The sequence below is a fragment of the Nocardia sp. NPDC052112 genome (assembly GCF_040680135.1).
Classification (GTDB): domain Bacteria; phylum Actinomycetota; class Actinomycetes; order Mycobacteriales; family Mycobacteriaceae; genus Nocardia.
This window is the reverse complement of the sequence record NZ_JBFAWD010000003.1, coordinates 54,128-77,289: the sequence shown is the minus strand read 5'-3', so window position 1 is coordinate 77,289 and position 23,162 is coordinate 54,128. Positions and strand designations below refer to the sequence as shown.

The window sequence follows — 23,162 nt, the reverse complement described above, 5'->3', positions numbered from 1 at the left end:
TCAGAAGGCCAACGCCGCCGTCAGCGCCCGAGCGACATCGACAGTGGCGGTGATGAATTCGTCGCGCTCGGATTTGGTGGTCGATGCCCGCAGCGGTCCCGACTGGACCTCGTAGGCCGCCGTACCCGTCGCATCGAAAACCGGTGCGGCGAGGTAGCTCAGCGGGAGTTCGGCGTCGGAGTCGAGTTCGGCCTTGGTGAACGGCCGCGAGGTGAGGAATGCGAGGCGGCGTAGCGCCCGGGTACGCAGATGCGGTTGCACGAGTTCGGTCCCCATCGCACTCAGTAGGTCGGCGAGCAGTTCGACCGTGCCCGCGTCGTCGGTGCGTGGTCGAAACAGGGCGACGCCACGATCGCGCACCAGCGTGAGCAGTCCGCTCGCGATGCGGCGGTCCGAATCGGGTGCGGTGGCCAGCCAGGTGTTCTGTTCGGCCGCGGAGCGCCACGGCATAACGCTGGCGCCGGCCGGAAATTGCAGCGGGATGCGGTGGCCGACGGGGATGCCGGGGACGACGCGTTCGGGCCCGTGGCGCACATCGAGCACAGTGAGGTGATCTGGCTCGATGCGACTCAATGTCGCGCCGTAGCCGGTCCGCGCGGTGAGTTCGGCGAGGATATCGCCGAGTGCGTGTGGCACCGCGGGACCGTGCAGATTCGCCAGCGTCGGACCGAGACCGTAGCCGCGGCTCGCATCGCGTCGCACCCAGCCCGCCGAATCCAGCTCGGCCAGGATCGCCGTCGCGGTCGCGCGGGCGATGTCGAGGCGCTCCGCGATGCCCGCGACGCTGATCGGCTCCGGCGTCGCGGCGAGCAGCGACACGATATCGATGACGCGCCGGGTCGGCGGGGATGGGGACCGGTCGGACATGGGCAACCTCTTGTGCGGTTCTGCGAAACGGCTCTACGATGACGAATATTACGACAATATGCGTCGAATATTCGACAGTTGGAGTTCGCATGATCCTGGACAGATTCCGAATCGACGGACAGGTCGCGGTCGTCACCGGCGCGGGGCGCGGCCTCGGCGCGGCGATCGCGGTGGCCTTTGCGGAGGCGGGCGCGGATGTTGTCATCGCATCTCGCACCAAGAGCCAGTTGGACGAGGTCGCCGAACAGGTGGCTGCGGTGGGGCGCCAGGCCCATGTGGTGCCCGCGGATCTGAGCGATATCGAGGCGACCGCCGGGCTGGCCGCCGCGGCCGTCGAACGCTTCGGACGGCTCGATATCGTGGTCAACAATGTCGGTGGTGCGCTGCCGTGCCCACTGCTCGATACCACGCCGGATGCGCTGGTGCAGGCATTCAACTTCAATGTCACCAATGCGCACGCGCTGGTTCGCTCGGCGGTGCCGAAGATCCTCGAAACCGCCGGTGGCGGTTCGATTCTCAATATCACCTCGACCATGGGCCGCCTGCCCGGCCGCGCCTTCGTCTCCTACGGAACGGCGAAGGCGGCCTTGGCGCACTACACCCGGTTGGCGGCGATGGATCTGAATCCGCGCATCAGGGTGAATGCCATTGCGCCCGGATCGATTCTGACCTCCGCACTGGAGATCGTGGCGGGCAATGATGCGATGCGCACCGAGTTGGAGGCCAAGACGCCGCTGCACCGCATCGGCGAACCCGAGGATATCGCCGCGGCCGCGCTGTATTTGGTGTCGCCGGCCGGAAAGTACGTCACGGGCAAGGTGCTCGAACCCGACGGTGGCCTGATCGCGCCGAATCTCGATCTCCCACTTCCGGATCTGTCATGAGCTACCGCGTAGTCCAATGGGGCACCGGGAATGTCGGTGCGCACGCGCTGGCGGGTGTGATCGCGAATCCGGAGCTGGAGCTGGTCGGGGTATGGGTATCGGGTCCGAAGAAGGACGGGCTCGATGCGGGAATCATCGCCGGACTCGATCATTCGGTCGGCGTTACCGCGACAACCGATACCGCGGCGATTCTGGCCGCGAAACCCGACTGTGTCGTCTACTGCTCGATGACCGACAATCGCCTGTTGGAGGCGGTCGAGGATCTGCGTCGATTGCTCAGTGCCGGCATCAATGTGGTGGCGTGCGCGCCGGTGTTCTTCCAGTACCCGTACGGCGTACTGCCCGACGAACTGCTGAAGCCGATCCAAGAGGCGGCGGCACAGGGCAACTCATCGCTGTGGGTCAATGGTATCGATCCCGGTTTCGCCAATGACCTGCTGCCACTCGCACTCGCGGGTACCTGCCTGCGCATCGACCAGCTGCGGTGTCTGGAGATCGTCGACTACGCCAGCTATGACAACCGCGAGGTCATGTTCGACATCATGGGGTTCGGCAGACCACTGGACGAGATCCCGATGTTGTTGCAGCCCGGGGTGTTATCGCTGGCATGGGGCGGCACCGTGCGCCAGCTGGCGGCGGGCATCGGTGTCACGCTCGACGCCGTTACCCAGAGCTACGAACGCGTCCCGGCCCCCGAATCCTTCGATATCGCCACCGGCCATATCGCCGAAGGTACCGCTGCCGCACTGCGTTTCGAGGTGCGCGGTATGGTCGGCGATGAACCCGTGACCGTTCTCGAGCACGTCACGCGCCTACGCCCCGACCTGTGCCCCGACTGGCCGCAACCCGCCCACCACGAGGGGTCCTACCGCGTCGAGATCACCGGCGAGCCGAGCTACGCCTTGGACCTGGTCACCTCTAGTCGCAACGGCGACCACAACCACGCCACCCTGCTGGCCACCGGCATGCGCATCGTCAATGCCGTCCCGGCCGTGGTCGAGGCACGACCGGGCATTCTCACCGCACTCGACCTCCCCCTCATCACCGCACCGGCCACCCGGCCCGCCTGAAAGTCGGCGCGGATTCGCACCCCGTCAACGGGGTGCGAATCCCGACGACGGGTGCGGCTGTTACTGGGCCAGGGCCGCCAGGGCGCGGTCCACGTCGGCGACGCTGTTGTAGAGGTGGAAGGAGAACCGGAGCCCACCGCCGCGGGCGGAGGTGAGTACACCGGCCTCTTCGAGACGCGGTGCCGCATCGCCCGCACCCGACACCGCGACTATCGCCGAATCGGCTGGTACCGACTGGAAACCCAAGTCCGCCAATCCGGTTCGGAATCGGGTGGCGAGTTCGCGATTGTGTGCGCCGATCTTGTCGACGGTCAGCTCCTCGATCAAGGACAGCGCGGAGAGTGCGGCGATGACGCCGAGCCAGTCCGGTGTCGAATCGAAACGCCGGGCGGTCGTGGGCAGTGCGATCGGGTCGTAGAGCTCGGCCCAGCGGTCCGCCGCCGCGTACCAGCCGGGGCTGACCGGGCGCAGTTGCGCGGCCGCTTCCGGCGGTGCGGCGAAGAAGGCCACGCTGCGTGCGCCGATCAGCCACTTGAAGGTCGCGCACACCCAGTAGTCGGCATCGACGAAGCGCAGTGGTACCCACCCCGCAGCCTGGGTGGCATCGGCGAGCAGCCGGGCATTGTGTGCCAGAGTGGCAGCGCGCAGCATCGCCAGATCGACGGATCGACCGTCCTTGGACTGGACCACGCTGACCGCCACCAATGCGGTCTCGGGGCGGACCTCGTCGGCGATGCGCTCCAAGGGCACAAACCGGACGTTCAGGTCGCCGCGATGCACGAAAGGCATGGAGACGGAAGAGAATTCGCCTTCCGCGAGCAGTACCTCCGCGCCCGGCGGCAGCGCCGCGACCACCGGCGCGATCAATCCGGCCGCGGTAGCGCCCAGCGCGATATCGTCGGCCGAAGCGCCCGCGAGCAGCCGCGCGAATCCGGCCCGCAATTCGGGTACCAGGTGGTCCCGCGTCGTCGGTACGGCACGGCCCGCTGCCCAGAGCGCGTTGAACTCCTGCAACGCCGCCAATGTCCGCGCGGCGGGCAACCCGTGGGAAGCGGTGTTCAGGTAGGTGGTTTCGATCGTGAATTCAGCGGGCGCGAGGGAGGACATGCTCCCACCCTGCGCCGCCGCTACCGCTCGGTCGAGTGCCACCCGCAAGATAGTGGCCTCGAATCCGGCACCCGCTGTCCTATTTCGGTGTCGCCCACATATTGCTCAGCAGTTGGTAGCTGGGGGTGTCGGCGAGTGCCTGCATCGATTCGTAGATGCGCTGGTAACTGGTCGACGTGATGCGCCAGTGGCCGTCCGGATCGAGCCGGTAGGTGTCGGAGTAGTAGCCCGCACCGCGGATGAGGATGCCGTATTCGGTGGCGATCACGGTGTCCTCGAAAGCCCATGAGCCCGTTGCGGTATCGCCGTCCACGGTGATCTCCGGATGGTTCGCGATATGGGTGGTGACCACGGCGGGGCCGAGGTTCTCGCGCATGAAGGCGGTGACGGCGTCGCGGCCGTCGAGGGTCAGCGGGTCACCGAGGGCGTGGGTGCCGTAGCGACCGGCGACGTCGACGGCGAGGGTATCCCCGAAGTCGTCCCATAGTTTGAGATCAAGGGTACGGAAGTAGCGGTATTTGAGTTGGCGGACGGCTTCGATGGCGGCGAGATCCATCCGTTCAGCTTGGCATTTGCCGCGGCCCCAGACAAGAACCTGTTCTACTTCAGTCGGGTCGACGTGGCGTGGTCCGCCAATGCGTCGAGTGCGGTGATCCGGCTGACGGGCACCTCGATGTCCATCGCCATGGCATCCGGGCCCGCCGTGGCGAAGCTGAAGTCGAAGAATCCACAGCAGGAGGTCTCACGGGCGGCCAGGTCGCGCGCCGTTCCTTCGTGGGTCGCGGCCAACTCCAGGCGCAGACAGGTGGGCGCGATGCGCTCGATTCGACGCAGCGCAACCGCGAAGAGATCGGTGAATTCGGCGATCCGCAATGGCTGGTCCGCGGTGGGCAGTGTGCAGGCATCGGGCACCCAGAGCAGGTTCTCACTCATTCCGGTCACCTTCGTGAGGCTATTGGCATATGTCGCAAGGGTAGTGCGAAATTCTGGGTGCGTCCATGGACGAATCCGGGGGGTCACAGGCGACCCATGGGGTACCCGATCGACAGACGCGGTCTTCCGTCGATCGGGTCTTTGCACTGGAAGTTCCTGACCAGGAGTCTGCGATGACCGAAGGTCCCGTTACACACCCGCCCATCCACGAACCAGCCCTCGATCAGCAGTTCGCGCTGCGGTCGGCCGCGCGCCGTCTGGAACGCGAATTCGACACCGTCCGCGACGAGGCCATCGAACGGCGGTTGTACTCCGCCTACGACTACCTCGCGGGCCATGCCACGATCGACAACTTCCTGCCGCTACTCGCCGAGCGCTGCACTCGTGAACTGCTCCGCGCCACGACCGGGGAGAGCGGTTAGTCGCATTGCGCCGCGGCTCGCCGCAATACCTGTTCGGCGTCGGCGCTGATGCGGCGCACCAGGTCCGCGGCGGATTCGAGACTGTCGATGAGGTCGACATTCTCGCCCGCCCAGATCGGCACACAATCGAGGTCACCCTGCTCGGCAGCGGCCCGATAGCGTTGCCGGGCAATGGGATCCGCCGCGAGTTCGGCCTCCCGCCCGGCCCATTCGTCGAGGAACCGGTTGCGCAGGGTGCGTGCGGTGTACGCGGCGGGCCACGGGGATTCGCGGGCGATATCGATAATGCGGTTGCGTTCGGTGTCGCCGCCGCGTGCGGCGATGATGGCCTTGGCCTCCTCGGCCGAGAGCAACGACTCGTGTGTCGCCTCGAAGCGAGTGCCGATCAGCGCGCCCGCGGCTCCGAGTACGAGTGCGGCCGCGAGTCCACGTCCATCGGCTATCCCGCCGGCGGCGAGCACCGGCGTACCCAACGCCAGATCGACGACCGCCGGTACGAACGGCAGCGTCGCGCGGCCGCCACCGTGCCCGCCCGCCTCCGCGCCCTGCGCGATCAGCACATCGGCCCCGGCCGCCAGGGCGCGGGCAGCGTCATCGATGGTGGTGACCTGGACCATCAGCGGAATCTCGGCTTCCCGGATCACGGCGGCAAACGGGGTGGGGTCGCCGAAGGACAGCAGGATCACGTGCGGGCGCCGCGCCACCGTCCTCCGCACGGTATCGAGATCAATAGCCCAGCTCAACAGTCCGATGCCCCAAGGTTTTTCGGTGCGAGCGCTGAGCAACGCGCATTCCCTGTCGAGCAGCGTCTCGTCACCCCCGCCGCCTCCGATCAGGCCGAGTCCACCGGCCTCGGAGACGGCCGCGGCCAGTTCGCCGCCCGCGACGCCACCCATCGGTGCGAGCACTACGGGATGTTCGATGTCGAACACGTCGGTGAACTCGGTGCGCAATGCCATCGCCGAACCCCTTTCGTCGCCATCGACGATAGCCAGGGGTATCAGGCCGGCCCGTGCTCAGGGCTGGGGGTCAGCCTCGATCCCAGTCGTGACCCCAATAGCTGTCGGCGGTCATTTCCTCGGCGGTGTAGGTGCTCTCGTCGACCAGCATGCCCTCGGTACCGAATTCGAGATCCCAGCCGCCCGGTGTGCGGACGTAGAAGGAGATCATTTTGTCGTTGGTGTGCCGGCCGAGCGTCGAGGACAGGTGATATCCGGCCTTGTTCACCCGGTCGAGCGCGCGGCCGACATCGTCGAGACTGTCGACCTCGACCATGATGTGCACCAGTCCGGAGCCCGCTGTACCGCCGGAGGGGATCAGCGCCAGGCTGTGGTGGCGCTGGTTCACCCCCAGGAAGCGGATGCGCACCGGACCGTATTCGGGCGGTGTCGGCAGTCGGAACGCACCGCGCGGCAGGAAGCCGAGGACGTCGGTATAGAAGTGGAAGGCGCCGTCGAGATCGGGGACCGGCAGCACCGCGTGGCCGAGGCCGAGTCCCGCGGTGACGAAACGGTTTCCGTACTTCCCGACGACGGGGCTGTGGTCCAGGACCGGGCCGTGGAAGATTTCGACGGCGGTGCCCGAGGGATCACGGAAGGTGATCGCCTCCTCCACGCCGCGGGCATCCGCCTCCGCGACGGTGAGCGCGGTGACCTCGATTCCAGCCTTCGCCACGGCTTCTCGGGCCGCGGCGAGTGCGCGATGGTCGCGGACCTCCCAGCCGATGGCGAGCACCTTGTCGGTGTCGCCCGGCACCAGCACCAATCGCGCGACGTGCTCATCCATACGCAGATAGATGGCGTCCGGATCCGGACCGACACCCTCGGCGAAACCGATCACATCGAAGGCGAAGGTGCGCCAGGCACCCGGGTCGCTGACCGCGATCCGCACATAACCGAGCGAGCTGATGATTGCCATATTCTCCTCATTCATAGGTGACCCGGACCGTATCGGTGACCGGCACCGCCTGGCAGGCGAGTACATAGCCGTCGGCCAGATCCGCACGTTCCAGAATTTCGTTGCGCAGCAACTTCACTTCGCCGTCGACGACACGACAGACGCAGGCGCTGCAGGCGCCTTCGCGGCAGGAGTACGGAGCTGGCACACCGCGTGCGAGCAGCACGTCGAGTAGAACCGTATTGCGCGGCCACCCGAATTCGTTTGTGGTGCCATCGAGTTCGACCTCGACCAGGGCGGCGTCGTCGGTGTCTTCGATCTCGATTTCGGCGAACGGATCACCGGAGAGCGAGACGAACTTCTCGACGTGCACCCGGTCCATGCCGAGGTGGTCCGCGGCTGTCACGACGACATCCATGAAAGGTGCTGGGCCGCAGACGAATAGCTCGCGGTCGTGCCAAGGGGTGAGCAAGGTGGTCAGGGTGGGCACCGACGGCAGGTTCTGCACGGACTCCAACCAATGCAGTACGACGAGCCGGTCCGGGTGTTCGGCGGTCAACGACTTCAGTGCGTCGGCGAAGATCACCGAGTTCTCGTCGCGGTTGGCGTAGATCAGCGTGCACCGTCCGGTGCCCTGTGACAGTGCCGATTTCAGGATCGACAGCATCGGCGTTATCCCGCTGCCCGCGGCAAGCAGCAGCAGATCGGTGTCGAGCGAATCGGGTGTGAAAATGCCCGCGGGCGGCAAGCTGTCGATTGTCATGCCGGGAGTGGCGTTGTCGCACAACCAGTTCGAGGCGTATCCGCCCGCTGTCCGTTTGACGGTGACCTCGAGGCGGCCCTCGTGCGGCGCGCTGGACAGCGAGTACGAGCGCGCCACCGAACCGGTTTGTGCGCTGGGTATCCGCAGTGTCAGAAATTGACCGGGCCGATACTGGACCTGGCGTGCCGGTTCGGCGACCAGCTCCAGCGAGACCGCATCCTGGGTTTCGGCGGTTACCCCAACGACGCGCAGCGTTACCGCGCTCACAGCAGATCCCCATCACGGGTACTCAGCCCGACTTCGCCTGCGGTGACGGCCTTCTCGATGCTGTCGCGCAATGCCGCGCACCCGCGTGCGGGACCGCCGCGGTCCTGAGCGAACTCGGCGCATAGCGCGCGGGCGGCGGAACTCCACTGCACGCTGGTGTGCGCGGGGCTGAATTTGACCACCGACACCTGATTTCGGCAGGAATGGCAGGTGATGCAAGCCATCACGGATCCGATCAGGCGTCCGCGCGTTGCGCGGCCAGATTCGCGGCGACCTCGGCCTCCCACGCCGTGACGGCACGCGTGGTGTCGACCTCGAATTCGAAGCGGTCGGTCATCTTCGACTCCACCTCCGCGATATCGGTATAGAACTGCTCGTACCAGCGCCGCAGCTGATACACCGGCCCGTCCTCCTCGCACAGCAGCGGATTGTCGATGCGGGTCTTGCGCTCCCAGATCGCCACATCCTGCTCGAAACCCCGCCCGAGTCCATTGGCGAAACGTACCGCCATCGCATCGGCATCTTCCGGCGACAGGCCGGGTAGCTTCTTCACGATCGCGCCGTACTGCAGCACGAACTTGGTGGGCGAAACCGGGTAGTGGCAGTTGATGAGCACGGATTCGACGGTCTGCCCACTGGATTCGTTGACGAGATAATCGATCATGTAGGAGGGGCCGTAGTAGTGCGCCTCCGAATGCAGCGTGTTCTGCGCGCCCGCCTCCTTGGCCAACTCGCCCTGCACGTCAGCGCGTCCGATCGAGGTCATGTACTGGCTGGCGATATGGCCCTCGAAGACATTCTTGAAGTAGGTCGGAAAGGCGAAGTGCACATAGAAGAAGTGCGCCATATCCACCACATTGTCGATGACCTCGCGGCAGTTCGCGCCCTCGATGGTGATCTGGTTCCAGGTCCAGTCGCTCCACTCGTCACTGAACGCGCCCTCGATGCGGGGGATGGTGATCTCCGCGGGTGGCGGATTGCCCTCGGGATCGTTCCAGATGAACAGCTGGCGGTTCTGCTCCAGCGTGATCCACGATTTGGTGCGGGCCAGCGGTGGCACGCGGCGCGCATAAGGGATTGCGGCACAACGGCCATTGCCCCGCCAGCGCCAGTCGTGGAATGGGCAGGCGATGGTGTCGCCCTTGATGCTGCCGTCGCCGAGGTTGCCACCCATGTGTCGGCAATAGGCATCGAGCACATTGAGCGTGCCGTCCGCGCTCGCGAAGACGACCAGTTCGGTGCCGAAGACTTCGATGGTGTGCGGGTTGCCGTCGCGGAAGCGGTCGGCGAGGCCGACGCAATGCCAACCCCGGGCATACCGGGTGGGCGGGGCGCCGGTGTCGATCACACGCACCTGATCGTCGGTCATGGTTCCTCCACGTTCGTCGGGCTGTCGTTTCGATGGTTCGGCGCGCCGATGGGCGCGCAAAGGTGCGGTCTCACTGGCCGGGAGACGGCTCATGCCGTGGTAAGGCGCTCGAATCCGGAGCGGTAGAACAGCAGCGGATCGGCGTCGCGGTCCGCGCCGAGTGCGGTGACGTGGCCGATGACAATGGTGTGATCGCCGCCGTCCAGTTCGCCGCCGAGCTCGCAATCGATCCAGGCGATGGCTCCGTCGAGCAGCGGTGAACCGTTGGGGGAGTGGCGCCAGTCGAGACCGTCGAATTTGTCGGGACCGCTGCGGCCGAGTTGTCGGCACACCTGCTCCTGATCGGCGGCGAGCACATTCACACAGAACTTGTTCGCCGTCCGGATCCGCGGCCAAGTGGTGGAGGTCCGCGCCGGGAACAGTGCCACGGCAGGCGGATCCAGCGACAGTGCGGAAAAGGACTGGCAGGCGAACCCGACGGGTTGTGTCCCGTCCAGGGCGGTGATCGCGGTGACTCCGGTGGCGAATCGGCCGAGGACGGCCTTGAAGTCGAGCACGACGGCCATGGCGCTCCTAGTTTCGATTAGGAATATTCCGTTTCGCCATGAAGGTTCGCGGCGTGCGCGGTGGGCTGTCAATGACCGGTTCCGGCTACCGAGAAGATCCGTACCGATCTCCGTAGTTTCCGGGATTCGACGCCGTCGGCGTGCCGGCACTGTGATTGGGGACACAAGCAGGTGTGCCGAAAACTGACATGCCTAATCGAAATACTTCTAAGCTGTATGAGCTACACAATGGAGGTGCGCCATGACGGTCGAGGTGCTGACCGGTCCGGATTCCGACGAGCTGTTATCGGGTCCGGTGCGTCCGACCACCCGACCCGCACAGCCGCCGGTTTCCATGATCGAGCGAATGACGCTGATCCTAGACGCTTTCGACAGTTCGACACCGACTCTCACGCTGCTCGGTTTGGCCGAGCGAACCGGCCTGCCGCGATCCACCGTGCACCGCATCCTGGACCAGATGATCCGGCTGCGCTGGTTGGCGCACGCGCCCGGCGGCTACCGCCTTGGCCTGCGTCCGCTGGAACTCGGTGGACTCGCCGCCGACCACCATGAGATTCGCGATGTGGTGAGTCCGCTGCTGCACGATCTGTGTCAGCGGACCGGCATGGTGGGCCACCTCGGCGTGCTGGACGGACGCGAGGTGCTGTACCTGGACAAGGCCGGTGGCCGCTACGCCGGGAGCATTCCGACCCGTCTCGGCGGCCGGATGCCCGCGCACAGTACGGCACTGGGCAAGGCGATGCTGGCCTCGCTGGAGCCGAGCATTGTCGAGACCTCCTTCCGGGACCGGCTGCCGCAATTGACGCCGCGGACCATCTGCGACCGGGCGGAACTGCACCGCGAGTTGACGCGGATCCGGCATCGGCAGGGAATCGCCGTGGACAACGAGGAGTCGGTGCCCGGCGTCGCCTGTGTCGCGGTACCGATCCGGGGGCGTGGCGCCGCGGTGGGGGCACTTTCGCTGTCCGGTCGAATCAGCGGGGACCGAAACGCCTTGGATACCGCGCGGTTGGCACGGGTGCTGGTCGAGACCGCGCACGAGGCGGGTCGCGCACTGTTTCCGCGCCATGCGCGCTGGCGCTGATTCGAGGTCTGTTGCGTGGCCTTGTGGGGGTGGGGCCTCGGTGCGGAGGGCGATGTGATGTACAGCGAAGAGCATCAGGAGTTTCGGGCGCTGCTTCGGCGGTATGTCGAGCAGAAGATCAATCCGCGGGTCGACGAGTGGGAACGGGCCGAATGGATGCCGCTGCACGAGATCTTCGCCGATATGGCGAAGCTCGGGGGCGGCTACCGCGGCATGAGCCAGATCGTCATCCCACGAGCACTCCGGGCTTCCGGGTCGACCGCAAACTCGACAAGCTCGGTATGTGGGCCTCCGACACCGGCCTGCTCACCTTCGACAATGTCCGGGTTCCGGTGCGCAACACCATCGGTGACAGCGGGCGCGGTTTCCAACAGCAGATGTCGCAGTTCGTGATGGAGCGCATGTTCGCCTCCTACAGCGTCCCCATCACCTGCGCCATCGAACTGGAGGCCACCCGCGACTATGCCCGCGACCGAAAGCTGTTCGGCCATCCGCTGACCGCGAACCAATACCTGCAATACACCTACGCCGAACTCGCGGCCCGCGTCGACATGCTCCGCGTCTATACCGAGTCCACCGCCCAGTCTTATACGGCGGGCACCGATGTCACTCGCATGGCCACGATCTGCAAACTGGAGGCCGCCCGACTCGGCCGGCAGGTCGCCGACTGGTGCCTACAGGTGCACGGTGGCATGGGCTATATGGAAGAGACCTGGACGTCCCGCGCCTATCGAGACAGCCGCCTGCTCAGCATCGGCGGCGGTGCCGATGAAGTCATGCTCCGGGTGCTGTCCATGATGGACGGCTTCACCGACTGACCGTGCTGTCGCACAACCATTGCCCACCTCGCACACGATGTGTGCCCGGTGCGAGGTCGACAGTGGACATCGGCAGTGTGCGTTCAGTGCGGGATCGAGTCGATGATCGCGCGGGCGCCTTGGCGCAGCAGGTCCGCGCCGACGAAGAAGCCGAGGGCGCTCGGGTCCTCGGGAACGCCCCAGTGTTTGGCGTCCAGCCATTGGCTGCCGTCGAGGTTGAAGACCTTGCCGTGCAATGTGAGTCGTCCGGTCGGATCCGTCGTCGCGTGCCCGGCGATCGGGGAGTTGCAGTGCCCCTGCAGCGCGTGCAGCATGGCGCGCTCGGCATCCGCATGACGGTGCGTGGCCGGATCGTCCAGGCGCGCACCGAGATCGAGTAGTCGGCTGTCGTCGTCGCGGCACTGCAGTGCGATGACTCCGGCCCCGATCGGCGGGCACATGGTGTCCAGGTCGAGGGTTTCGGTGATCCGGTGCGCCTGGTCGACGCGGTGCAGGCCGGAGACGGCCGCGATCAGCACATCGATATGGCCCTCTTCGAGCCGGGCAAGTCGGGTATTGACATTGCCGCGCAACGGTTTCACCGCCAGGTGCGGATAGTGCAGCCGCAGCTGTGCGGTCCGGCGCACCGAGCTGGTACCGACGACCGTGCCCTCGGGGAGTTCGTCCAGCGGTGCGCCGGTGCGGGTGATCACCGCATCGTGCACGTCCTCGCGCGGCAGATACCCCGCGAAGGCCAATCCTTCCGGCACCGGAATATCTCCGGGAATGTCCTTGAGGCAGTGCACCGCCAGATCCGCCTCGTCATCGAGCAGTGCCCGATCGATCTCCTTGACGAAGGCGCCCTTACCGCCGAGCTTCGACAGATCACCCATCCACCGATCGCCCGCCGTGGTTACCTTGACCAGCTCGCTGTCGACCCCGTGCCCGGCCAGCAGCCCGGCAACCTGTTCGGCCTGAGCCAACGCCATCGGACTGGATCGGGTGGCGATCCGAATAATGCGCGTACGCGACATGGCGGCGAGACTACTCCCGGCGGCTGCGCCACGGTCACCAGGGGACCCGGCCAGCACCCTGGCGTCGGCGCGATGTGCCTGGGGCACACCACGGTTTCGGGATCGCTCGCAGTCGTCGAGGCGGCAATTGTCGGTGTCGGCCTACGGTCTCGGTATCGACGAGTTGCCCCGTTGAGCTGGTCGCACCAGAGTGACGCCGCAATCTCACCGTTGTCACGGTGCCGCATCAGTGCTGTACCGGGCAGTCCCAGAGCGCTACTCGAGTCGGTCCGACACCGTACGGTCGGATCCGGCAAGATCGTTCCCCGAGCAGGAGGTGACACGTATGCCGAAGTATCTGTGGCGGGTCGGCTACTCCCAGGAAGGCGCGCGCGGTCTGATCGCGCAGGGCGGCAGTGCCCGCCGGGCGGCCATCACGGAAATGGTCGAGAGTGTGGGCGGCCACGTGGACGTCTGCTATTTCGCCTTCGGCGAAGATGATCTGTTCGTGATCGGCGACGTTCCGAACGAGGTCGCGGCCGCGGCGCTCGCCATTCGCACCGCGGCCGCCGGCGGCGCGATATCGCATACCGTCACACTGCTGACCCCGGAGCAGATCGACGAAGCGGTCGCGCGGGAAGTGACCTATCAACCGCCGGAGGCGGCCGAGTAGGCACCGTCGCCATCGATCGGTCCGGTCGCGCGAGCAGTGTCATCGACCCGAGTCCCACTCAGTGAGGCAAACCCGCTCCGCAGGCTTGTCGTAAAACCCGAAATATGCCTAAGCGGTATAGTCCGATCGTGACCGAAGCGAAGTCTCCGGCGGGTGCCGGGGTTCCTGATCTGCCGACGACGAGTTGGGCCGTGCTCGGCATGCTCTCGCACGCCGATGAACTCTCCGGCTACGACCTGAAGAAATGGGCCGACTGGAGCCTCCAATTCTTCTATTGGAGCCCGTCGTTCAGTCAGATCTACGCCGAGCTCAAACGCCTCGAGAAACACGGTTACGCCACCTCGCGCACGGTGCTGCAGGACGACGGTGTGCGCGGTAAGCGCATGTACGCCATTACCGAGAGCGGTCGCGCGGCGGCGGCGCAGTGGGTGAACCACGCACCGGTGGAGGCGCCGGTGCTCAAACACAGCGTCATGCTGCGGGTCTGGCTCGGGCATCTCGCGGAACCGGACCGATTGCGCGAAATCCTGACCGAGCACATCGGATACGCGGAGCGGATGCGCAAACTCGCCGAGGCCGATGCCGAGGGCGCGGACGAGAATCCGGATTGGGCCTATCCGGGCGCGGTATTGCGCTGGTGTATAAGGCATTACGAGGCCGAGCGCGATTTCGCCGAGGAACTGCTTGCCGACGTGGACAAGCTTGCGGCGAATCCCGCGTCGAAGAAGTCCGCGAAGGGTAAGGGGCGCCGCGCTTCCTGAGCCTGTCCACTGAGCGGGACATGGGCTTTCTGTGACTAATAGAAATAGTACTACTAGTCATATGCGCACCGAATTCGCACAGCAGCGTTCGCTGGATACGATCGAGACGGCGCTCGGCGCCCTCGCCGCGGGCGGCATGGTCGTCGTGGTGGACGACGAAGATCGGGAGAACGAGGGCGATCTGGTACTCGCCGCCGCCCTCGCTACGCCCGAATCCATCGCCTTCATGGTCCGTCACACCAGTGGCGTGCTGTGCGCGCCGCTGCCCGGTGCGGACCTGGATCGGCTCCGGCTACCACCCATGACACCGAGCAACGAGGACCCCAAGGGCACCGCCTACACGGTGTCGGTGGATGCGGCTTCCGGTGTGACGACCGGGATTTCCGCCGCCGACCGCGCCCACACCGTGCGCACGCTGGCGGATCCGCGCAGCACACCCGCCGAGTTGACCAGACCCGGCCACGTCTTCCCGTTGCGCGCACATCCCAGTGGTGTATTCGGCCGCGCGGGCCATACCGAAGCCGCCGTCGACCTGACCCGCCTGGCCGGACTGCGCCCGGCGGGTGTTATCGCCGAAATCGTGAACGACGACGGTTCGATGGCCCGTCTGCCGCAACTGCTCGACTTCGCCGACGCCCATGCGATCCCCATCATTTCGATCGACGATCTGATCGCCTACCGCCGCCGCGTCGAACCCACGCTGACCAGAGTCGTGCAGACCCGCCTCCCCACCCGGTACGGCGAATTCCGCGTCATCGGCTACTGTGACGAGATCTCCGGAACCGAAACTCTCGCACTGGTTTTCGGTGATCCGGGTCGCGAATCCGTAATGGCTCGCCTGCATTCGGAATGCCTCACCGGTGACGCACTCGGCTCGCTGCGCTGCGACTGCGGCGACCAACTCGACGCCGCCCTGCGCGCGGTTGCCGAGGAAGGCAGTGGTGTGGTCGTCTACCTGCGCGGACAGGAGGGGCGGGGCATCGGGCTGATGAACAAGTTGCGTGCGTACGAATTACAGGATGGTGGCGCCGATACCGTCGAAGCGAACCTCGCCCTCGGGTTGCCGGTCGATGCCCGCGAGTATGCGGCTGGTGCGCAGGTGTTCGCCGATCTCGGCATCCGGTCGGTTCGGCTGCTCAGCAACAACCCGGCCAAACAGGCGGGCCTGGAACAATACGGGGTCACCGTGGTGCGACGGCTGTCGCTACAGGCGACGCCGACCGAACACAACGTCCGCTATCTGCGCGCCAAGCGCGACCGAATGGATCATCAACTCTCGGGCGTGGACGCCGAACCGGCAAGGGCCACCTCGTAGTAGCGGATCTTTTCCGATCTACATCGTCGAATGCTGGCTATTTGCCGTGAGATTGCCGACACGAGCATGTTTCACTGCGGAGATTTTCCGTTCGAGTCGTGCGGCGTGGGTCGGCCTGCTTTCCTGATGGAGTCAGGATGGAGAGTCCGCGAGTAGGGTGAGCCGGAAGTCGGGGACAGCGGTGCACCGAATACCGATCGAACACCAGCATTTCCGCTCGGGATGGCTGTGGTTGTCCGCCGGAGTCTTGCTGACCACGGTGGCGGCCGTGGTCTGGATCGCCAGACCTGGGCAACAGTCGTCCTGCACGGCGGTACACATAGTCCCGGAGACCGGGACCGCGACCTCGCGAATGCTGGTGGCCAGCAGCAGTACCGGCATTGCCAACTGGCATACGGTGGACGCGTCGCCACCCACGCGGCCGGGGGAGGCGCGATACTACTCCTTCGCTCCCGGCGCCGCGTGTTCGTTTACCGGACTGCCGACGAACGGCTTCTATGTGGGCGTCTCGACTCGCGAATACGGTCACGCCGATCTGTGCGGTGCCTACCTCGATGTGCACGGTCCGCGCGGTGATGTCCGGGTGCTCATCGCCGACCGCTGCCCGGGATGCGCTCCGGGACAACTTGATTTGAGTACGGCGGCCTTCGAACAGATCGCGGATCGGTCCGACGGCGTCGCGCAGATCCGCTATTCCGTGGTCCGCGATCCGCTTCCCGCACCCGAGCTGATCTACGAGATCAAGCCGGACTCGTCAACCTCCTGGCTGGCCATGTTGGTAACCGGATCGGGAAATCCCATCCAGCGGATCGCATTGCGGTCCGCGGCGGACGGGCCGTGGCATGAGCTCAATCGCGGCATGGACAACTACTGGACGATCAGCGGCGCCGGGCCGGGACCGTTCTCGGCACGAGTGACCGATGTCCACGGGCATCAGGTGGAGATCTCCGGAATCTCCCTGGAACAGGGCGAGCGGTATACCGGTTTGAGCCTCTACACCGAGCCTTTCCCGGAACCGCCGCCCGCGCCGACGCCGGAGCTCGCGGCGACACCGCCGCCGCGGTCCAGTGTCGCCGCGACCGGCTGTAATACCTGACGGTCAGCCGAGTTTCGTTGCGAGGGCCCGCCCGGCGGCGCGGCCGGAGAAAATGCAGCCACCCAGGAAGGTGCCCTCCAACGCGTTGTAGCCGTGCACACCGCCGCCGCCGAACCCCGCGACCTCGCCCGCGGCATACAGTCCGGGCAGCGGGGTGCCGTCCGGCCGCATCACCTGCGAGTCCAGATTGGTCTGCAGTCCGCCGAGGGTCTTGCGGGTCAGGATATTGAGCCGTACCGCGATCAGCGGCCCATGCGCCGGATCGAGGATGCGATGCGGTTTGGCGACGCGGCCCGCCTTATCGCCGAAGTACTGGCGCGCGTTGGTGATCGCCATCAGCTGCGCGTCCTTGGAGTACTTGTTGGCGATATCTCGGTCACGGGCGACGATCTGTCGTTCCAACTCGTCGTAGTCCAGCTGCGGTCCGCGTGCGATCTTGTTCATGCCATCGACCAACTCGCGCAGGGTATTCGCGACCACGAAGTCGACTCCGTGCTGTTTGAACGCCTCGACCGGACCGGGCGCGCCCTTGGCCACCCGGCTCTTGAGGGTGAGCTTGAGATCCTTGCCGGTGATATCCGGATTCTGCTCCGAGCCCGAGAGCGCGAACTCCTTCTCGATGATCGACTGGGTGAGCACGAACCAGGAGTAGTCGTAGCCGGTGGCCAGGATCTCCTTCATGGTCGAGTTGGTATCGAAGCCCGGAAAACACGGTGCGGGCAAACGCTTTCCATTGGCGTCGAACCACATCGAGGACGGACCGGGAATGATCCGGATGGCGTGATCGGGCCAGATCGGATTCCAGTTGATAATGCCCTCGGTGTAGTGCCACATGCGATCGCGATTGACGATGGCGCCGCCCGCGGCCTCGGAGATACCGAGCATGCGCCCATCCACATGTGCGGGCACACCGGAGATCATGGTCTCCGGTGCCGGACCGAGCCGTTCGGTGGGCCAGTTGCGGCGGATCAGCTCGTGATCGTGGCCGATACCACCGGAGGTGACGATCACGGCCTTGGCGCGGAATTCGAAGTCGCCCACCACATTTCGCGACGAAGCCTGCCCGCGTTCCAGGTCGGTCGGCTCCAGTACGCTGCCGCGCACGCCGACCACCGCGCCGTCCTCGACGATCAACTCGTCGACCCGGTGCCGGAAACTGAAGCCGACCAGTCCGCGGCGCTCACCCTCGAGCACCGGCTCCTGGAACACCCGTACCACCTCGGGCCCGGTACCCCAGGTGAGGTGGAAGCGCGGCACCGAATTGCCGTGCCCATCGGCGAAGGCGCCACCGCGCTCGGCCCAACCGACCAGCGGCGTTACCCGTAAACCCAATTCGTGCAGATAGTCGCGCTTCTCGGTGGCGGCGAAGCGCACATAGGCGCGTGCCCACTGGCGGCCCCAGTAGTCCTGGTCCTCGCGATCGAAACCGGCGGAACCGAACCAATCCTGCAGTGCCAGTTCATAGGAGTCCTTGATGCCGAGGCGGCGCTGCTCCGGACTGTCCACGAAGAACAGCCCGCCGAGCGACCAGAACGCCTGGCCGCCGAGGTTATTGCGATTCTCCTGGTCCAGCACGTGCACCTGGTGTCCGGCCTTGACCAGTTCGTGGGTCGCCACGAGCCCGGCCAGGCCCGCACCGACGACGATGACAGCTGCCTCTTGTGTGAATTCGGGACTGGGCTCGGTCATGGTCATCCTTCGGCTTCGGTGCTGTAGGCCAGCACGAGGTGGCAGATAAGGTCGGTACGGCGCGCGCGCACCTTGCGGCTGCGTGGTTCCATCAGCACCTGAACGGCGGTGCCGTCGTGCACCGCGACCAGGGCCTGACCGAGTGCGACGGGATCCGGTACCGTCCGACCGACGCGGGCAAGTGCGCCGACGATCGTCGGCATCAGTGCCGCGACGATCGCCTCCTCCCGCTCGGCCATCACCTGCCGCAGCCCTGGCGTCCGCAGCGCGTGCGAGGTGAACTCGGCGGTAATGCGGAACCAGTCCTCATCGATCGGCACGGCGCGGTCCAAGCGCTCGATCGCGGCACGGATATCGCCGACGCCCTCGACTGAAAAGGCGTCGAGAGTCACGCGGATCCCGGCGATCATGGCGGCCGATCGCTGTTCCCACATGGCCAGGAACAACTCGTCGAGCGAGGTGAAGTTGGAGTAGAAGGCACCACGGGTGAACCCGGCCCGTTCGCAGACGCGCTCCACCGAGGCCCGGCCGAAGCCCTCCTCGGCGAAGACCTGATACGCGGCGGTCAGCAGCCGTTTGCGGGTCTCGGCACGACGTCGGGGCACCCGGCGCGCTCGGATATCCGCATCGGTGGTCGACGCCAAGGCGCACCTCCTCGAGTATCCGGTCCGTTCGATACAGCAGTGTATTCAATACAGGAATGTATCAGGAAGTCGACTCACCTTCGGCGGAACGGGTCGACTCGCGCGGTAGGGATGGATAATCCGAAGAGACCGTTCCCCCTGTCGGTGAGGAGTGATCGGCATGAATGCGAGTGCGGCGACCACGGGCATGACCGGCTGGCGGGTGCGACGGCCGGGACCGATCGATGGCGGACCGCTCGACTTCGTTCGGGAGGCGGTGCCCGAACCCACGGCCGGTGAACTCCTGGTGCGGGTGCTGGCATGTGGGGTCTGTCGCACCGACCTGCATGTCGCCGAGGGGGATCTGCCGGTGCATCGGGCCGGTGTGGTGCCGGGGCACGAGGTGGTGGGGGAGGTGATCGCGCGGGGACCGGCGGTGGCGCCGGGATCGGCCGAGGCGCTTGGTTCTTCGGCTCCCGAATTCGCGGTCGGTGATCGCGTCGGTATTGCCTGGTTGCGCCACACCTGCGGCATCTGCCGGTACTGTCGGCGCGGCGCGGAGAATCTCTGTCCGAATTCGGCGTACACGGGCTGGGATGCGGACGGCGGCTACGCCGAATATGCCACTGTTCCAACGGCTTACGCGCATCGGCTGCCCGCCGGATACGGCGATATGGAAACCGCGCCGCTGCTGTGCGCCGGGATCATCGGCTATCGGGCGCTGCAGCGTGCCGAGCTGCCCGACGGTGGGCGCCTCGGGATCTACGGTTTCGGCGGTAGCGCGCATATCGCCGCTCAGGTGGCGCTGGCGCGTGGTGCCGAGGTGCATGTGATGACCAGGGATCCGGCCGCGCGCGAGTTGGCGGCCGATCTCGGCGCCGCGTCGGTGCAAGGTGCGGCGGATCGGCCTCCGGTGCAATTGGATTCGGCGATCTTGTTCGCACCGGTCGGCGAGCTGGTCTTGCCCGCGCTGGAAGCGCTCGATCGTGGCGGCATCCTCGCCATCGCGGGCATCCATCTCAGCGATATCCCGTCGCTGAACTATCAGCGGCATCTGTTCCAGGAACGTGAGATTCGCTCGGTGACTGCCAATACTCGCGCCGACGCGCGCGAATTCCTCACGCTCGCGGGCGAACACCGTATACATGTGACCACAACGGGGTACTCCCTCGGTACGGCAGATCGCGCCCTCGCGGATCTCGCACACGGACGTTTCGCCGGCGCAGCGGTTCTCATCCCGTAGGCGCCCGAATCGTCGTGTGCGCGAACGGATTCCAGGACACGATTCGGCGCTGAACCGGTCTCGCTTCAGCCGAGTTGCTTGACGCAACTCTCGATCGTTCTTACCTTCGCGGATATAGCCGAGTGACAGTTGTCTCTGACAATCGTCACTCGGCTTCTCACAACGGCGTGAGAGGTGATCACGATGGAAATCCGGAAGGTAAGAGTATTCGAGAAGTGGCGGCTGGCGCGGGTATTCGCTGTGCTATTGCTCGTCGCCGCGGCGGGGGTGGTGACCGGTATCGGCGCGCAGGCACGGGCGGACTGTGCCGCGGTCGATGTGGTCGTCGCCAGAGGCACCGGGGAACCCGGGTGGCTCGGCTCCGTCGTCGGCGATCCGCTGTATGGCACACTGCTGCAAGCACTTCCGGTGAGCAGCAGTGCCTACCGGGTGGACTATCCGGCGGACCTGCTCGACCCGACGTCGCTCAGCCGCGGCACCAAGGACATGACCGACCATGTCATTCGGCAGTCGCAGATGTGCCCGGATCAGCAGTTCATCCTGGTCGGCTACTCGCAGGGGGCGGCCGTCGTGCACGGCGTCGTCGGCACCGGCATCGTGACCGCGTTGCCCGGGATCTATGTGCTCCCTGGCGATCTCGAATGGAAGGTGTCCGCGGTCCTGCTGTTCGGTGACCCCTTGCGGCTGATCGGTTGGGGCGTCCCCGGCAACTACGCCTGGAAGACAGCCGATTACTGCACGGGTGGTGATCCGATCTGCGGTGGCGGCATCGGCCCTGGCCAGCACGGGAACTACGGTTGGGCGTTCTGGCCGGCCGCGGATTTCGCGGCGGGCCGGGTATAACCGGGAAATCCGCGCGGCGGGGTCGAGCCTCGACCCCGCCGTCGGTGTGTTCGCCAGAGATTCATGCCGATGGCACCCAGGCGTGGGACAGTCTGAATATGAGCGCCTACCGTCGCATCGGCATGATCATCGCGGGACTCGTGAGCATCGCCCTGGTGGCGGGGTGCGGTACCGCATCGGACAATAGCCACACCACCTCGACCGCACCAGGGATGATCCCGCTCATCTCGACTGATGATCTGCGCGGCACGCAATCGGATGAGGTGCATCTGTTCGGCCTCAACGATTTCCACGGCAATCTGCAACCACCCGCGGGTTCGACCGGCAAGATCGCCGGATACGACGCGGGCGGTGCGGCCTATCTCGCCACCCATCTGGGTCGGTTGAAGCAGGCGTATCCGGCCAGTGCGGTGGTGTCGGCGGGCGACAATATCGGCGCGAGCCCGCTGGTTTCCGGACTCTTCCACGACGAGCCGACCATCACCTTCCTGAATTCCATCGGACTGGCCGCCTCCTCGGTGGGCAATCACGAATTCGACAACGGCGTCGTCGAATTGGCGCGACTGCAGCAGGGCGGATGCGCGCTCGCCGGATGCTCGCCCGGCGCACCGTTCGCCGGAGCGAAGTTCCCGTTTCTGGCCGCCAATGTCACCGATGCGGACGGCAAGCTTCCGCCCACGCTGCGGCCGTGGACGATGCTCCAGGTCGGCGGACACAAGATCGGTGTCATCGGCACGGTGACGCCCGAGACGGCGAGTATCGTTTTCCCGGAAGGCATTCGGGGCTACACCTTCGGCGACGAAGTCGCGGCGATCAATCGCTATGTCCCCGAGGTGAAGTCGGCAGGTGCGCAGACGGTGGTGGCGCTGCTGCACGACGGCGGTGTGCAGAAAGCGGCCCAGAACGTGGCGGTCGACTACAACGGTTGCGCGAATATCTCCCCCGAGGTCACCGCATTGGCCACCGGTGTCGATCCCGCGGTGCGGGTGCTGTTCACCGGACATTCGCATCAGCCGTATGTCTGCACCATCGATGGCAAGGTGGTCACCCAGGCCGCCTCCTATGGGCGGCTGATCACCGATGTCACCCTGCGTTTCGGCGCCGACGGGGTGCAGGCGTCGGCGGTCAACCGGGTGGTGACCCGGGACGTCACTCCAGACGCGGCCACCACCTCGCTCATCGAGTTCTATGCCGAGCAGGCCAAGCCGCGCGCGGATCGGCCGGTCGGCATCGCGGCGGCATCGCTGCCACACGAACCGGCGGGCTCCGGTGAGTCGCCGCTCGGTGATGTCATCGCCGATTCGATGCTCTCGGTCACGGCGGCGGCACCCGCGGCGGCGGTCGCGGCCTTCATGAATCCGGGCGGTGTGCGCACCGATCTGAAGTCCGGTCAGCTCAGTTACGGCGATATCTACAGCGTGCAGCCGTTCGGTAATCAGATCGTTACCATAACGATGACCGGCGGTCAGGTCCTGCGTCTGCTCGAACAGCAATGGGCCAACGGTAAGGCGACCGTGCTCTCACCCGCCGGGCTCACCTACACCTATGTCGAGTCGAGTCCGAAGGGCGGCAAGGTCGTCGCCGACAGCGTGCGCATCGGCGGTCAACCCCTCAATCCGGTTGCCACCTACCGCATCACCACCAACAGCTTCCTGGCTTCGGGCGGTGACGGTTTCACGGTCTTCACCGAGAGCACCGACAGAACCGTCGGGCCCGTCGACCTCGACGCCTTCGAGGCCTATCTGCGGGGCCGTCCGCCGCTGGAAGCCCCGCCCGCCCGCGCCGAGAAACGGTGATCCGGTGCGCAAACATGGTGTCCCGATTCAGGATTCGCGTTCGAGGATTATCTGAAAACTGTTGTAACACACAATATTAGCGACG

The 23,162-nt window shown here is 65.8% G+C and carries 24 protein-coding genes and 1 pseudogene; 12 read left to right on the top strand and 13 right to left on the bottom strand.

What is annotated here, in order from left to right:
* Nucleotides 1–867: a helix-turn-helix domain-containing protein gene (locus tag AB0L58_RS06325; protein WP_364382018.1), complete on the bottom strand. Its 867-nt coding sequence runs from the start codon at nucleotides 865–867 to the stop codon at nucleotides 1–3.
* Nucleotides 868–956: 89 nt separating this feature from the next.
* Between AB0L58_RS06325 and AB0L58_RS06320 the strand changes: the two genes are divergently transcribed.
* Both AB0L58_RS06320 and AB0L58_RS06315 read left to right on the top strand, forming a co-directional pair.
* Nucleotides 957–1,751 carry an SDR family oxidoreductase gene (locus AB0L58_RS06320; RefSeq protein WP_357475679.1) on the top strand — a complete coding sequence of 265 codons (795 nt, stop codon included), beginning with the start codon at nucleotides 957–959 and terminating at the stop codon, nucleotides 1,749–1,751.
* A complete protein-coding gene (locus AB0L58_RS06315) occupies nucleotides 1,748–2,821 on the top strand; it encodes a diacylglycerol kinase (protein WP_364382015.1) in 1,074 nt (357 codons plus the stop codon). The genes AB0L58_RS06320 and AB0L58_RS06315 overlap by 4 nt, the downstream gene beginning before the upstream one ends.
* A gap of 60 nt (nucleotides 2,822–2,881) precedes the next feature.
* On the opposite strand, the gene AB0L58_RS06310 is transcribed toward AB0L58_RS06315, so the two are convergent.
* The 3 genes from AB0L58_RS06310 to AB0L58_RS06300 are packed head-to-tail and all read right to left on the bottom strand — an operon-like array spanning nucleotide 2,882 to nucleotide 4,861.
* Nucleotides 2,882–3,970, bottom strand: a complete 1,089-nt coding sequence (locus AB0L58_RS06310; RefSeq protein ID WP_364382013.1) for an aminotransferase class V-fold PLP-dependent enzyme — start codon at nucleotides 3,968–3,970, stop codon at nucleotides 2,882–2,884.
* 37 nt (nucleotides 3,971–4,007) lie between these two features.
* Nucleotides 4,008–4,484 carry a nuclear transport factor 2 family protein gene (locus AB0L58_RS06305; protein WP_364382010.1) on the bottom strand — a complete coding sequence of 159 codons (477 nt, stop codon included), beginning with the start codon at nucleotides 4,482–4,484 and terminating at the stop codon, nucleotides 4,008–4,010.
* A 44-nt stretch (nucleotides 4,485–4,528) separates the two neighbouring features.
* Nucleotides 4,529–4,861, bottom strand: coding sequence for a hypothetical protein (locus AB0L58_RS06300; protein ID WP_364382007.1), 333 nt, complete (start codon nucleotides 4,859–4,861; stop codon nucleotides 4,529–4,531).
* 173 nt (nucleotides 4,862–5,034) lie between these two features.
* Here AB0L58_RS06300 and AB0L58_RS06295 point away from each other — a divergent pair, with 173 nt between their 5' ends.
* The gene (locus AB0L58_RS06295; protein ID WP_364382004.1) at nucleotides 5,035–5,283 is read left to right on the top strand and encodes a three-helix bundle dimerization domain-containing protein; all 249 of its coding nucleotides are present in this window, start codon (nucleotides 5,035–5,037) and stop codon (nucleotides 5,281–5,283) included.
* Here the strand turns inward: AB0L58_RS06295 and AB0L58_RS06290 are convergent.
* The 6 genes from AB0L58_RS06290 to AB0L58_RS06265 form a co-directional block, all read right to left on the bottom strand.
* A complete protein-coding gene (locus AB0L58_RS06290; protein ID WP_364382001.1) occupies nucleotides 5,280–6,242 on the bottom strand; it encodes a nitronate monooxygenase in 963 nt (320 codons plus the stop codon). The two genes, AB0L58_RS06295 and AB0L58_RS06290, sit on opposite strands and share 4 nt — an antisense overlap.
* A 70-nt stretch (nucleotides 6,243–6,312) precedes the next feature.
* On the bottom strand, nucleotides 6,313–7,200 hold the full coding sequence (locus tag AB0L58_RS06285) for a VOC family protein (RefSeq protein WP_364381998.1): 888 nt from the start codon (nucleotides 7,198–7,200) through the stop codon (nucleotides 6,313–6,315).
* Between the two features lie 7 nt (nucleotides 7,201–7,207).
* The gene (locus tag AB0L58_RS06280) at nucleotides 7,208–8,209 is read right to left on the bottom strand and encodes a ferredoxin--NADP reductase (protein WP_364381995.1); all 1,002 of its coding nucleotides are present in this window, start codon (nucleotides 8,207–8,209) and stop codon (nucleotides 7,208–7,210) included.
* Entirely contained in the window at nucleotides 8,206–8,391 is a 186-nt protein-coding gene (locus AB0L58_RS06275; protein WP_364381992.1) for a hypothetical protein, read from the bottom strand. Before AB0L58_RS06275 ends, AB0L58_RS06280 begins: the two co-directional genes overlap by 4 nt.
* A gap of 53 nt (nucleotides 8,392–8,444) precedes the next feature.
* Nucleotides 8,445–9,578 carry a Rieske 2Fe-2S domain-containing protein gene (locus AB0L58_RS06270; RefSeq protein ID WP_364381989.1) on the bottom strand — a complete coding sequence of 378 codons (1,134 nt, stop codon included), beginning with the start codon at nucleotides 9,576–9,578 and terminating at the stop codon, nucleotides 8,445–8,447.
* An 89-nt stretch (nucleotides 9,579–9,667) separates the two neighbouring features.
* Nucleotides 9,668–10,144, bottom strand: coding sequence for a flavin reductase family protein (locus AB0L58_RS06265; protein ID WP_364381986.1), 477 nt, complete (start codon nucleotides 10,142–10,144; stop codon nucleotides 9,668–9,670).
* A 241-nt stretch (nucleotides 10,145–10,385) separates the two neighbouring features.
* Between AB0L58_RS06265 and AB0L58_RS06260 the strand changes: the two genes are divergently transcribed.
* Both AB0L58_RS06260 and AB0L58_RS06255 read left to right on the top strand, forming a co-directional pair.
* Nucleotides 10,386–11,228, top strand: coding sequence for an IclR family transcriptional regulator (locus AB0L58_RS06260; protein WP_364381983.1), 843 nt, complete (start codon nucleotides 10,386–10,388; stop codon nucleotides 11,226–11,228).
* A gap of 54 nt (nucleotides 11,229–11,282) precedes the next feature.
* Nucleotides 11,283–12,046: pseudogene (locus AB0L58_RS06255) on the top strand (acyl-CoA dehydrogenase family protein).
* Nucleotides 12,047–12,129: 83 nt separating this feature from the next.
* Here AB0L58_RS06255 and hemC read toward each other — a convergent pair.
* Nucleotides 12,130–13,059 carry a hydroxymethylbilane synthase gene (gene hemC, locus AB0L58_RS06250; protein WP_364381980.1) on the bottom strand — a complete coding sequence of 310 codons (930 nt, stop codon included), beginning with the start codon at nucleotides 13,057–13,059 and terminating at the stop codon, nucleotides 12,130–12,132.
* 325 nt (nucleotides 13,060–13,384) lie between these two features.
* Here hemC and AB0L58_RS06245 point away from each other — a divergent pair, with 325 nt between their 5' ends.
* From AB0L58_RS06245 to AB0L58_RS06230, 4 genes are all read left to right on the top strand, one after another.
* Nucleotides 13,385–13,711, top strand: coding sequence for a GYD domain-containing protein (locus AB0L58_RS06245; RefSeq protein ID WP_364381978.1), 327 nt, complete (start codon nucleotides 13,385–13,387; stop codon nucleotides 13,709–13,711).
* Nucleotides 13,712–13,839: 128 nt separating this feature from the next.
* Nucleotides 13,840–14,472, top strand: coding sequence for a helix-turn-helix transcriptional regulator (locus AB0L58_RS06240; protein ID WP_364381975.1), 633 nt, complete (start codon nucleotides 13,840–13,842; stop codon nucleotides 14,470–14,472).
* Between the two features lie 61 nt (nucleotides 14,473–14,533).
* Nucleotides 14,534–15,787, top strand: a complete 1,254-nt coding sequence (locus AB0L58_RS06235; RefSeq protein ID WP_364381972.1) for a bifunctional 3,4-dihydroxy-2-butanone-4-phosphate synthase/GTP cyclohydrolase II — start codon at nucleotides 14,534–14,536, stop codon at nucleotides 15,785–15,787.
* A 232-nt stretch (nucleotides 15,788–16,019) separates the two neighbouring features.
* A complete protein-coding gene (locus tag AB0L58_RS06230; protein ID WP_364381969.1) occupies nucleotides 16,020–16,883 on the top strand; it encodes an expansin EXLX1 family cellulose-binding protein in 864 nt (287 codons plus the stop codon).
* A 3-nt stretch (nucleotides 16,884–16,886) separates the two neighbouring features.
* Here AB0L58_RS06230 and AB0L58_RS06225 read toward each other — a convergent pair whose 3' ends face one another.
* Entirely contained in the window at nucleotides 16,887–18,578 is a 1,692-nt protein-coding gene (locus AB0L58_RS06225; protein WP_364381966.1) for an FAD-binding dehydrogenase, read from the bottom strand.
* The gene (locus tag AB0L58_RS06220) at nucleotides 18,575–19,216 is read right to left on the bottom strand and encodes a TetR/AcrR family transcriptional regulator (protein ID WP_364381963.1); all 642 of its coding nucleotides are present in this window, start codon (nucleotides 19,214–19,216) and stop codon (nucleotides 18,575–18,577) included. Before AB0L58_RS06220 ends, AB0L58_RS06225 begins: the two co-directional genes overlap by 4 nt.
* Before the next feature lie 160 nt (nucleotides 19,217–19,376).
* Between AB0L58_RS06220 and AB0L58_RS06215 the strand changes: the two genes are divergently transcribed.
* From AB0L58_RS06215 to AB0L58_RS06205, 3 genes are all read left to right on the top strand, one after another.
* Entirely contained in the window at nucleotides 19,377–20,438 is a 1,062-nt protein-coding gene (locus AB0L58_RS06215) for a zinc-binding alcohol dehydrogenase family protein (RefSeq protein ID WP_364381960.1), read from the top strand.
* 183 nt (nucleotides 20,439–20,621) lie between these two features.
* Nucleotides 20,622–21,281: a cutinase family protein gene (locus AB0L58_RS06210; protein WP_364381957.1), complete on the top strand. Its 660-nt coding sequence runs from the start codon at nucleotides 20,622–20,624 to the stop codon at nucleotides 21,279–21,281.
* Between the two features lie 98 nt (nucleotides 21,282–21,379).
* A complete protein-coding gene (locus tag AB0L58_RS06205; RefSeq protein ID WP_364381954.1) occupies nucleotides 21,380–23,077 on the top strand; it encodes a 5'-nucleotidase C-terminal domain-containing protein in 1,698 nt (565 codons plus the stop codon).
* Nucleotides 23,078–23,162 lie beyond the last annotated feature (85 nt).

What these genes read in the sequence shown, in the direction of transcription:
- AB0L58_RS06270 (WP_364381989.1), bottom strand. Translation starts at nt 9,578, where the DNA reads ATGACCGACGATCAGGTGCGTGTGATCGACACCGGCGCCCCGCCCACC.
- AB0L58_RS06225 (WP_364381966.1), bottom strand. Translation starts at nt 18,578, where the DNA reads ATGACCATGACCGAGCCCAGTCCCGAATTCACACAAGAGGCAGCTGTC.
- AB0L58_RS06260 (WP_364381983.1), top strand. Translation starts at nt 10,386, where the DNA reads ATGACGGTCGAGGTGCTGACCGGTCCGGATTCCGACGAGCTGTTATCG.
- AB0L58_RS06215 (WP_364381960.1), top strand. Translation starts at nt 19,377, where the DNA reads ATGAATGCGAGTGCGGCGACCACGGGCATGACCGGCTGGCGGGTGCGA.
- AB0L58_RS06305 (WP_364382010.1), bottom strand. Translation starts at nt 4,484, where the DNA reads ATGGATCTCGCCGCCATCGAAGCCGTCCGCCAACTCAAATACCGCTAC.
- AB0L58_RS06265 (WP_364381986.1), bottom strand. Translation starts at nt 10,144, where the DNA reads ATGGCCGTCGTGCTCGACTTCAAGGCCGTCCTCGGCCGATTCGCCACC.
- AB0L58_RS06290 (WP_364382001.1), bottom strand. Translation starts at nt 6,242, where the DNA reads ATGGCATTGCGCACCGAGTTCACCGACGTGTTCGACATCGAACATCCC.
- hemC (WP_364381980.1), bottom strand. Translation starts at nt 13,059, where the DNA reads ATGTCGCGTACGCGCATTATTCGGATCGCCACCCGATCCAGTCCGATG.
- AB0L58_RS06205 (WP_364381954.1), top strand. Translation starts at nt 21,380, where the DNA reads ATGAGCGCCTACCGTCGCATCGGCATGATCATCGCGGGACTCGTGAGC.
- AB0L58_RS06325 (WP_364382018.1), bottom strand. Translation starts at nt 867, where the DNA reads ATGTCCGACCGGTCCCCATCCCCGCCGACCCGGCGCGTCATCGATATC.
- AB0L58_RS06300 (WP_364382007.1), bottom strand. Translation starts at nt 4,861, where the DNA reads ATGAGTGAGAACCTGCTCTGGGTGCCCGATGCCTGCACACTGCCCACC.
- AB0L58_RS06210 (WP_364381957.1), top strand. Translation starts at nt 20,622, where the DNA reads ATGGAAATCCGGAAGGTAAGAGTATTCGAGAAGTGGCGGCTGGCGCGG.
- AB0L58_RS06285 (WP_364381998.1), bottom strand. Translation starts at nt 7,200, where the DNA reads ATGGCAATCATCAGCTCGCTCGGTTATGTGCGGATCGCGGTCAGCGAC.
- AB0L58_RS06235 (WP_364381972.1), top strand. Translation starts at nt 14,534, where the DNA reads ATGCGCACCGAATTCGCACAGCAGCGTTCGCTGGATACGATCGAGACG.
- AB0L58_RS06315 (WP_364382015.1), top strand. Translation starts at nt 1,748, where the DNA reads ATGAGCTACCGCGTAGTCCAATGGGGCACCGGGAATGTCGGTGCGCAC.
- AB0L58_RS06295 (WP_364382004.1), top strand. Translation starts at nt 5,035, where the DNA reads ATGACCGAAGGTCCCGTTACACACCCGCCCATCCACGAACCAGCCCTC.
- AB0L58_RS06245 (WP_364381978.1), top strand. Translation starts at nt 13,385, where the DNA reads ATGCCGAAGTATCTGTGGCGGGTCGGCTACTCCCAGGAAGGCGCGCGC.
- AB0L58_RS06320 (WP_357475679.1), top strand. Translation starts at nt 957, where the DNA reads ATGATCCTGGACAGATTCCGAATCGACGGACAGGTCGCGGTCGTCACC.